Source organism: Bacteroides sp. CAG:189 (assembly GCF_000432295.1).
GTDB lineage: Bacteria > Bacteroidota > Bacteroidia > Bacteroidales > Bacteroidaceae > Bacteroides > Bacteroides salyersiae.
Map to the genome: position 1 here is coordinate 72,904 of NZ_HF991001.1, position 9,206 is coordinate 82,109.

At 50.2% G+C, this 9,206-nt stretch carries 12 protein-coding genes; all 12 read left to right on the plus strand.

Features of this window, described 5'->3' with window-relative positions:
- Positions 1–27: 27 nt before the first annotated feature.
- The 12 genes from QVP90_RS02730 (at position 28) to QVP90_RS02785 (ending at position 8,953) form a co-directional block, all read left to right on the plus strand.
- Positions 28–792: a DUF5045 domain-containing protein gene (locus QVP90_RS02730; RefSeq protein ID WP_005816119.1), complete on the plus strand. Its 765-nt coding sequence runs from the start codon at positions 28–30 to the stop codon at positions 790–792.
- 43 nt (positions 793–835) lie between these two features.
- Positions 836–1,666, plus strand: a complete 831-nt coding sequence (locus QVP90_RS02735; RefSeq protein ID WP_005816120.1) for a phage antirepressor — start codon at positions 836–838, stop codon at positions 1,664–1,666.
- Between the two features lie 15 nt (positions 1,667–1,681).
- Positions 1,682–2,083: a hypothetical protein gene (locus QVP90_RS02740; protein WP_005816121.1), complete on the plus strand. Its 402-nt coding sequence runs from the start codon at positions 1,682–1,684 to the stop codon at positions 2,081–2,083.
- The gene (locus QVP90_RS02745) at positions 2,083–3,213 is read left to right on the plus strand and encodes a hypothetical protein (protein WP_005816122.1); all 1,131 of its coding nucleotides are present in this window, start codon (positions 2,083–2,085) and stop codon (positions 3,211–3,213) included. The genes QVP90_RS02740 and QVP90_RS02745 overlap by 1 nt, the downstream gene beginning before the upstream one ends.
- 65 nt (positions 3,214–3,278) lie before the next feature.
- Positions 3,279–3,680, plus strand: a complete 402-nt coding sequence (locus tag QVP90_RS02750; protein WP_005816123.1) for a hypothetical protein — start codon at positions 3,279–3,281, stop codon at positions 3,678–3,680.
- 3 nt (positions 3,681–3,683) lie between these two features.
- Positions 3,684–4,298 carry a conjugative transposon protein TraK gene (gene traK, locus QVP90_RS02755; protein ID WP_005816126.1) on the plus strand — a complete coding sequence of 205 codons (615 nt, stop codon included), beginning with the start codon at positions 3,684–3,686 and terminating at the stop codon, positions 4,296–4,298.
- 12 nt (positions 4,299–4,310) lie between these two features.
- The gene (locus QVP90_RS02760) at positions 4,311–4,730 is read left to right on the plus strand and encodes a hypothetical protein (RefSeq protein ID WP_005816127.1); all 420 of its coding nucleotides are present in this window, start codon (positions 4,311–4,313) and stop codon (positions 4,728–4,730) included.
- The gene (gene traM / locus QVP90_RS02765; protein WP_005816128.1) at positions 4,714–5,856 is read left to right on the plus strand and encodes a conjugative transposon protein TraM; all 1,143 of its coding nucleotides are present in this window, start codon (positions 4,714–4,716) and stop codon (positions 5,854–5,856) included. Before QVP90_RS02760 ends, traM begins: the two co-directional genes overlap by 17 nt.
- Before the next feature lie 69 nt (positions 5,857–5,925).
- Positions 5,926–6,771 (plus strand): conjugative transposon protein TraN, encoded by an 846-nt coding sequence (gene traN / locus QVP90_RS02770; protein WP_005816133.1) that lies wholly within the window; start codon positions 5,926–5,928, stop codon positions 6,769–6,771.
- A gap of 71 nt (positions 6,772–6,842) precedes the next feature.
- On the plus strand, positions 6,843–7,316 hold the full coding sequence (locus QVP90_RS02775) for a hypothetical protein (RefSeq protein WP_425285375.1): 474 nt from the start codon (positions 6,843–6,845) through the stop codon (positions 7,314–7,316).
- A gap of 8 nt (positions 7,317–7,324) precedes the next feature.
- Entirely contained in the window at positions 7,325–7,978 is a 654-nt protein-coding gene (locus tag QVP90_RS02780; RefSeq protein WP_005816136.1) for a hypothetical protein, read from the plus strand.
- A 105-nt stretch (positions 7,979–8,083) separates the two neighbouring features.
- Complete coding sequence (locus QVP90_RS02785; RefSeq protein WP_225483410.1) at positions 8,084–8,953, plus strand: fimbrillin family protein; 870 nt, start codon at positions 8,084–8,086, stop codon at positions 8,951–8,953.
- The last annotated feature ends 253 nt before the right edge of the window (positions 8,954–9,206 follow it).

The following is a 9,206-nucleotide window of genomic DNA, read 5'->3' on the forward strand; positions in this document are numbered from 1 at the left end:
CGGATTGTAAACAAAAGAAGAACGGACATGAAGAAGACAATGATACTCATCATGGCGGTAGCAACCACCATCAAAGCCACAGCCCAGAGCGTGACCTACAACCACGACTCCTCCAAGCAGAACCAGATAACGGTGATGGAGACAGGTGGCGGTTCTCTCACCCCTGAGTTCTATTATTGGCTGTTACATAACAACTATAAGAAGACAGCGGCAGAGAAGAACAAGTTAGGTTTCCGCACTCTTGCCGGCATCAACCTCTACAACCAAGTAGATGATGCGGAGAAGATAGACTCTGCCCTCACCAAGCGTGCTGAGGTGGAAGCCTTGAACGTAGCCGACCGACAGATAGACCTCGCCTGGCTTGCCGAAAGCAGCAAGATCAACGGTCAGTTGGACAAGATGAAGGCGAACATAGACCATATCATCCCTACAGGAGGCACCATCAACGACAAGCGTCGGTGGGAGGAACTGTACAATATGTACCAGTGTGCCGTGAAAGCCACCAAGGATGCCTATATGCCCAATGCACAGAGAAAGCGGCAGTATCTTAGCATCTATGCCGACCTGACGACACAGAACGAGACACTACTGAAATACCTTGTGCAGCTCAACACCCAAAGCCAGACTACCGCCCTCTTGGCAGCCACCAACGACCGTGTAGTACATAAAGGCAGCATCATCAGCGATGCCAAGAGCCGTTGGCAGGAAAACATGAAGGGCGTGAGGAGCTCGACAGGCACTGACGGCGATGATGCCAACAGCGGTGAGGGTGAAGAAAGTGTGAACAGATAGAAATAAGGGAAGAGAAGAAATAATCACAAAACAGCATAGAGATATGAACGATATTCAGATTTTCAACAACGAGGAATTTGGAGCAGTCCGAACCACAGGAACACCAGAGCAACCCTTGTTCTGTTTGGCTGATGTGGCAAGAGTTCTTGGACTAAAAACCAGCAAGTTGGTACAACGACTTTCGGATGATGTACTTTCAAAGTACCCCATCTCGGATAGTCTTGGAAGAGAACAGGTTACAAACTTTATCAATGAAGACGGACTGTATGATGTCATCCTTGACAGTCGCAAACCCGAAGCCAAACGTTTCCGCAAGTGGGTGACATCGGAGGTGCTCCCCTCTATCCGCAAGCATGGTGCCTATATGACACAGCAGACCATCGAGAAGGCATTGGCAGAGCCAGACTTCCTGATACGGTTAGCAGTCAATCTGAAGGAAGAACGACAAAAGCGTCTGCTTGTCGAACAGGAGTGTGAACACCAAAGGACACGCATCGTTGAGTTGGGATCCAAGGTGGATGACCTGCAACAGGAGGTGACGGAGATGAAGGACAAGGTGAGTTACCTTGACATCATCCTTGCCACGAAGAGCAGTGTCCTGGTCACACAGATAGCACAGGACTATGGCGAGTCGTCCATCCGCTTCAACCGACGTCTGAAGGAGATGAACATCCAGTATCAGCGTGGCAAGCAGTGGATTCTGTATGCCGACTACAAGGACTGCGGTTATGTGACCAGCGAGACCTACCTCATTAAACACAAGGACGGTACGGAGGATGTGCGCATGAACACCAAATGGACACAGAAAGGTCGCCGCTTCCTCTATGAGAAACTGAAGAGCGTGGGAGTCATTCCTGTTATCGAAAGAACATAAAATAAAGAAATAGCTATGGAATCAATATCAAAAATACAGTTACGTCTCTATGCCGCCAAGAGGAAAAACGGCAAGTGGCAGTTGGAGATGTCAAGGATGCCGAAGCGAATCAGCGTTATCGGCAGGACACCCATCGTTGATGAGCATTATATGCCATCTGATTTAGAGGTAGTTTCAATGTCAAAGCTTCACAAATATGTCGGAAGTTACTACGGCAAGATTGTGAAGACCCTCAAAGAGGAAGGCATCATCACCAAGGAATATGGAATGTGGAAACTGCGTGAAGACCTTCAGGACAAGGGCATTGCGGTATATGTCACAGGCAGGATGCGCTGCTTCTACCACTTCTATCTGTCATGGACACCGAAAGGCATAGAGTTTATCAAAGAGATTATCAACAATAGAACCAGGCACTGATGGCAGACAACATACTCAGCGATTTCGGCATCAACATCCTCGAAGAGGAGATTGACGATGTGATATTCCAGACCAACGAGTTCCTGACCGATGCCACCTTCACAGGCTCACAAGGGCCGTTCTGGTGGATCCTCCAAATGTGTATGGCATTGGCGGCACTGTTCTCTATCATCGTGGCGGCAAGCATGGCCTACAAGATGATGGTGAAGAACGAACCGTTGGACGTGATGAAACTGTTCAAGCCCTTGGTGGTGAGCATCATCCTCTGTTGGTGGTACCCACCTGCTGACACAGGCATGACCAACAGCGGCAGCAGCTGGTGCGTATTGGATTTTCTATCCTATATTCCCAATTGCATCGGCAGTTACACCCACGACCTCTATGAGGCAGAGGCGACCCAAATTTCCGACAAGTTTGAGGAGGTGCAGCAGTTGGTATATGTCAGGGACTCGATGTACACTGACCTCCAGGCACAGGCAGACGTGGCGCATAAGGGCACATCAGACCCCAACCTGATAGAGGCGACGATGGAGCAGACGGGCGTGGACGAAGTGACCAACATGGAGAAGGATGCCAGCAAACTGTGGTTCACCTCACTGACGGCAGGGGCCGTGGTGGGCATCGACAAGATAGTGATGCTGATAGCCCTGATCGTGTTCCGCATCGGTTGGTGGGCGACGATATACTGTCAGCAGATATTGCTCGGAATGCTCACTATATTCGGTCCAATACAATGGGCATTTTCGTTGCTGCCCAAGTGGGAAGGAGCGTGGGCGAAGTGGCTAACCCGTTATTTGACAGTTCATTTCTACGGAGCCATGCTCTACTTCGTCGGTTTCTACGTCCTGTTGCTGTTTGATATTGTGCTCTGCATACAGGTAGAGAACCTGACGGCCATCACCGCCAGTGAGCAGACGATGGCAGCCTATCTGCAAAACTCGTTCTTCTCGGCAGGCTATCTGATGGCAGCGAGCATCGTGGCGTTGAAATGCCTGAACCTCGTGCCCGACCTTGCGGCATGGATGATACCAGAGGGCGACACCGCCTTCTCAACCCGAAACTTCGGCGAGGGCGTGGCACAACAAGCCAAGATGACGGCTACGGGAACCATGGCGACCGTGATGAGATAACATGTGAGTGTGCGGTGAGTCACCGCACCTCCTATTGAAACAAATAAAAGTAACCATCAAGAAAAATGAAAGCAAAAAATGAAATTGAGCGTTGGCTCAAAGATGAGAAATTCATGGCGTTTGCCAACAAGCGTGCAAAGGAAGAGTTTTTCAATTCCGAAAACAACTACATCGACCCACAGTATGAGGAGATGGCAGAAGGCTTTGAGGATAACGACGAGTATGTAGTGCCTATGGTAGATTACCTGAGTTATCGCTTGCATCGTGCCAAAATCTACAGAAATCGACGGAGACGTGAACGTGACATCTGGTGGGTGTGGATCCAACTGAAATACGAAGGCATCTACGTAGAGGCTTGCATCAAGTATTACGCCAAACTGGTGGAAGAAGTTGAGAAGGACATATACACCATCCTGCACCGTGAATATGTGAGAATGAAGAGAAATCAGACCTCAAACAAGCAGTAACGTATGGTAATCAAGAACTTAGAAAACAAAATCAAGCTGGTTGGCATCATCTGCTCTGCGTTCCTCATGGGCTGCATCATCATCTCGGTGTCGAGCATCTGGACGGCGCGCTGCATGGTGACGGACGCGCAGCAAAAGGTGTATGTATTGGACGGCAACGTGCCCATACTGGTGAACCGCACCACGATGGAGGAAACGCTGGATGTGGAGGCAAAGAGCCATATCGAGATGTTCCACCATTACTTCTTTACGCTTGCTCCCGATGACAAGTACATCCGCTATTCGATGGAGAAGGCGATGTATTTGGTCGATGAAACTGGTTTGGCGCAGTACAATACGCTGAAGGAAAAGGGCTTTTACAACAATATCATGGGTACGAGTGCCGTGTTCAGCATCTTTTGCGACAGCATCAAGTTCAACAAGGAGAAGATGGAGTTCACCTACTACGGTAGGCAAAGGATAGAGCGAAGGAGCAATATTCTGATGCGTGAATTGGTGACGGCGGGACAGGTGAAGCGCGTGCCGAGGACGGAGAACAATCCTCATGGACTGCTCATCACGAACTGGAGAACCTTGCTCAACAAGGATATTGAGCAGAAGTCGAAGTCAAACTTCTAATATCCTAGCGGTATGAGTGTAAAAGGAATCAGACGGATGCTTGTGGGCGAGGATATGCCCGACAAGAACGACCCCAAGTACAAGAAGCGGTATGAGAAGGAGGTGGCGGCAGGGCGCAAGTTTGCCAAGACCGCGAGGATAGACCGTGCGGCGGCTAAGGTGCAAGGCTTTGCCAATGCCCACAAGACGCTGTTTCTCGTCATCGTCTTCGGCTTTGTCGCCACGTGCTTCGGCATCAACATCTACAGGATGGTGCGGTATTACGGTCATCGGACGGAGGCTGCAAGTGCCATCGAGCGGCAGGAAGGGCGCATGAAGCAGATGATGAATGCAGCCCATTGCATCACTCCTCCCGTGACGCATCGAACCAACGAGGAGAATCGAGACAAGTCAGTAACATCAAAATCAGACAGCGATGAGAATAACAGATAAGATAAACTTCCGTCAGCCGAAGTACATGCTGCCAGCCATCGTGTACATCCCGTTGATTGCCACAGGCTATTTTGTCTTTGACATGTTCAATACGGAGGTGGCGGAAACGCAGGACAAGAACCTGCAGACCACCGAGTTTCTGAACCCCAACCTGCCCGGAGCGCAGATTAAGAATGGTGACGGCATCGGTGGCAAGTATGAGAACATGGCGAAGTCGTATGGTCGCATAGCAGACTATTCGGCTGTTGATAACATTGAGCGTGACAACGAAGAAGAGAAAGAAGCGTATGAATCCAAGTACACAGAAGAAGACCTTGCGGAACTCGTCCGTCAGGCAGAAGAGAAGGACGATGCAGCCGAAGTGGCCGATGCCAAGGCGCGAGAAGCGGAAGCACTCGAAGCACTCAACAAGGCACTCGCCGAAGCGAGGCTGAGAGGACAGGCGGCAGTTGCCCCCGTGGCCCAGGATACCACACAGGCTGGGCCTCCCAAGGAGCAGATTGAGGTGAAAGGTCAGATTGCCGAGGACAGCAAGGCGGTGAAGGCACTGGACGAGGAGGACAAGGCACAGGAGGTGGTGAAGAAGGTGAAGGTGACTTCGGACTATTTCAACACCCTGACGCAGAACGAGCATGAGCCAAAGCTCATCAAGGCCATCATTGACGAGGACGTGAAGGCTACGGACGGGTCGAGGGTGCGGCTGAGACTGTTGGACGATATTGAGATTGGTGAGACCGTGGTGAAGAAAGGGTCGTACCTCTATGCCACCATGAGCGGTTTCGGTTCGCAGCGAGTGAAGGGTAGCATCAACTCCATCCTTGTGGATGACGAGCTGATAAAGGTTTCGCTTTCGCTTTATGACACGGACGGACTGGAGGGACTGTATGTCCCCGGCAGCCAGTTCCGTGAGACCACGAAAGATGTGGCGAGCGGTGCTATGCAGAGCAACATGAACATCGACCAGAGTGGAGCGAACAACAGTTTCTCGCAATGGGGAATGCAAGCCGTGACCAATGCCTACCAGAAGACAAGCAATGCCATCAGCAAGGCTATCAAGAAGAACAAAGTGAAGCTGAAGTATGGGACGTTTGTTTACCTTGTAAATGGGAAAGAGAAAAGGAAATAGACACTGCCCGACAACGGAATTGTCGGGAACGGTGGCTCATAGAGTATAAACATCAAAAAATCAACTAATATGAATTGTTTTCAGAAAATGAATGTCTGTGCATTGCTTTCGCTGAGCGTGCTTTCAGCCAAGGCGCAGACCACCTACATGGAGATGGAGCAGCTGACGGTCAACGACCAAGTGACCACCGTCATCACCGCCTCCGAACCCATCCGCTTTGTCGATATATCCACAGACAAGGTGGTGGGCGACCAACCCATCAACAACACCATCCGCCTGAAGCCGAAGGACAACGTGTATGCCGACGGTGAGGTGTTGGCGATAGTGACAATCGTGACGGAACGCTACCGCACGCAGTATGCACTGCTCTATACCACGAGGATGCAGGAGGCAGTAACCGATAAGGAAATAGAATGCTCGGAGCGCAATGCCTACAACAATCCCGCTGTAAGCCTGTCCACTGCCGACATGACCAAGTATGCACGTCAGATATGGTCATCGTCTGCCAAATACCGCAACGTGGCGACGAAGATGCACCGCATGGTAATGCGCCTGAACAACATCTACAGCGTGGGCGAATATTTCTTCATCGACTTCTCCGTGGAGAACAAGACCAACATCCGCTTCGACATCGACGAGATGCGCATCAAACTATCGGACAAGAAGCAGAGCAAGGCTACCAATGCGCAGATAGTGGAACTGACCCCATCTCTTGTGTTGGACGATGCGAAGACCTTCAAGTATGGCTATCGCAACGTGATTGTGGTGAAGAAGATGACCTTCCCCAACGACAAGGTGCTGACCATCGAGCTGTCGGAAAAACAGATAAGTGGACGCACCATCTCGCTCAGCATCGACTATGAGGATGTGCTGTCTGCCGATTCGTTTAACCATATACTGTTGGAGGAGGAATAATGAGAATTAGGAATGAGGAATTAGGAGTGAGGAATTGGCTTGTGCATACCTTACTCGTTGTCATCTGTTTTATGGCAAGCATGACTCCGGCAATGGCGCAGCAGAATAGCGACCGCATATCCTTGGGGTTCGGATGCCTGTATGAGCGAGGACTGGACGTGACGCTGTCCTACGAGTATGAGACGAAGTACCACAATGCGTGGGAGTATTTTGCAAACGGATATATCAAGTGGAACGAGTGCGCATCGTGCGGTCATGTCTGTCCTGAGAGTTTTTGGAACAACTACCGCAGTTATGGTTTCGGCTTTGCCTATAAGCCCTGTGTGGCAAGAGGACGCAACCACCATGGCAACATGCGCATAGGAGCATCGGCAGGTAGCGATACTGACAGGTTCTTGGGTGGCATCCACCTCGGCTATGAGCAAAACTATACACTCAGACACGGCTGGAAGCTCTTCTGGCAGGTGAAGACCGATGTGATGATCAAGGGTGAAGACCTGTTCAGAACGGGTATTGTCCTGGGTGTGAAACTTCCTGTAAAATGACTATGCGTATGAAGAAACTGTTTTCAATCTTGGCAGTTGCGGCAACGGTGTTGCTGACTGCCTGTGACGAGCATCAGGACTTTCCCGACACAGCCATGAAGGTCACCCATATCTTGACCACTGACGGCAAGGTGATGCCCTACGAAACCTACGAGCAATCGTGCAAGCAAGCCATTGCAGTGGTGTTCAACGTCAATCAGAGGGAAGAAATGGAGGGAAACGGATATGCCGTCTATCTGTGGGACATCGCTCCCGAAGCCTTTGCTGACAGTATCGGTGTGGAACAGGACACATCCTGTGACCTCACCGCCTACGACGGCAACAAGAACACTTTTGCCCTTTATGGCACGACCGATGTGAAGTCGCCTTTGGCTGAGCGTGTCTTCGACATGTGGCGTTACGGGCAAAGTGCCTATATCCCCAGTGTGGCACAGATGCGTCTGCTCTATCATGCCAAGGACATCATCAACCCATACATCCTGAAATGCGGCGGCACACCTATCCCCGATGAGGATGATGACTGTTGGTATTGGACTTCAACGGAGGTAGAAGGACAAGCGACCGCCAAGGCATGGCTTTACTCACTGGGAAGCGGTGCCATACAGGAGACTCCCAAGTGGCAGCCGCATAAGGCGAGACCCATCATCACGATTATGGATTAGCCCATATACAGACATCGAGTATCACCCGTATCATCATCAAAGTACAACAATTAAAAAAGAAAAAGCATGAAAAAGAATTTGTTTCTAATGTTGGGACTTGGAGCCATGCTCCTCACGTCCTGTGACCAAGACATCGTCAATGAGATTTACCTGCCCGGTGGCGGAGGTTCTGTGGTCGTGACCGACAGCACATCAACCAAGCAGCTTCAGGTATTCACCAATCTGGAGATGCTGCAACCTGCCGTTTCCACACGAGCCGTTGACAACCAGTGGGAACTCAATGATATGATTGGCATCTCTTCCACAGGGATGATCAACAATATGAAGTTCACCCGAAGCGGCGGCACGAATCAGTTTGTGTCAGCCAACAAGGTGTTTTTCACGGACACAGACACTCACACCTTCAATGCCTACTATCCCTATACGGCAAATCCTACCAACGACCTCATAGAGTTCCAAGTGCCGGAGGCAGCTGTACAGAGTGAGCAGAAGGTCAATGATTTTCTGTTTGCCAGTGGAGCGGCATCATACGCCAATCCGAGCCTTACATTGAACTTCACCCATCAGATGGTGCGTGTCATCATCAAGGTCTATACCTCACCAGAATACGGTTTCACCACCAATGATTTTGCAGGAAGCCTACTCACGTTCGTCGGTTATTTTGACAGCGGTACTTTCAACATCAAGACCGGAAAGGTAGAATGCAGTGACGAGTCGGTGACGACCTATTATTTCGGCGACCCACAAAGTGACCACATGGAATATACGCTTTATGTTCCTGCACAGGTTATGCCAGACATGACATTGCAACTCAGCAATGGGGAGAACTTCGTATTCCTCACAAACGACACGTGGAAAGCGGGTCATTCCTACAGCTATTCATTGAAGCCTGTACGCAACACCTTGGAGGTCATATCTGCAACTATTTCTCCGTGGACAGTAGAGTCTGAGAAGACCATCAACGGCTACGAATAAAACTCATAAGAGGATTGGAGGGTGTCCACCGTGGCATCCTTCATCTTTTCTCATTATCACCCAACATCATCGTAAAGTAAATGGAAGAAAGCAAAGAGTTACAGGGTTTTTACAAGATATTCAGGGCGGTGATTTATGTCTCCATCCTGATGGAGTTCTTCGCCTACGCACTGGAGCCGGAGCAGTTGGACTTCTTGGGCGGCGTAGTGACGGATATCCACACTCGCATCAAGCGGTGGATGATTTACCATGA

Coding starts and splice junctions, on each gene's coding strand:
- QVP90_RS02730 (WP_005816119.1), top strand. CDS start 28: ATGAAGAAGACAATGATACTCATCATGGCGGTAGCAACCACCATCAAA.
- QVP90_RS02735 (WP_005816120.1), top strand. CDS start 836: ATGAACGATATTCAGATTTTCAACAACGAGGAATTTGGAGCAGTCCGA.
- QVP90_RS02740 (WP_005816121.1), top strand. CDS start 1,682: ATGGAATCAATATCAAAAATACAGTTACGTCTCTATGCCGCCAAGAGG.
- QVP90_RS02745 (WP_005816122.1), top strand. CDS start 2,083: ATGGCAGACAACATACTCAGCGATTTCGGCATCAACATCCTCGAAGAG.
- QVP90_RS02750 (WP_005816123.1), top strand. CDS start 3,279: ATGAAAGCAAAAAATGAAATTGAGCGTTGGCTCAAAGATGAGAAATTC.
- traK (WP_005816126.1), top strand. CDS start 3,684: ATGGTAATCAAGAACTTAGAAAACAAAATCAAGCTGGTTGGCATCATC.
- QVP90_RS02760 (WP_005816127.1), top strand. CDS start 4,311: ATGAGTGTAAAAGGAATCAGACGGATGCTTGTGGGCGAGGATATGCCC.
- traM (WP_005816128.1), top strand. CDS start 4,714: ATGAGAATAACAGATAAGATAAACTTCCGTCAGCCGAAGTACATGCTG.
- traN (WP_005816133.1), top strand. CDS start 5,926: ATGAATTGTTTTCAGAAAATGAATGTCTGTGCATTGCTTTCGCTGAGC.
- QVP90_RS02775 (WP_425285375.1), top strand. CDS start 6,843: ATGGCAAGCATGACTCCGGCAATGGCGCAGCAGAATAGCGACCGCATA.
- QVP90_RS02780 (WP_005816136.1), top strand. CDS start 7,325: ATGAAGAAACTGTTTTCAATCTTGGCAGTTGCGGCAACGGTGTTGCTG.
- QVP90_RS02785 (WP_225483410.1), top strand. CDS start 8,084: ATGCTCCTCACGTCCTGTGACCAAGACATCGTCAATGAGATTTACCTG.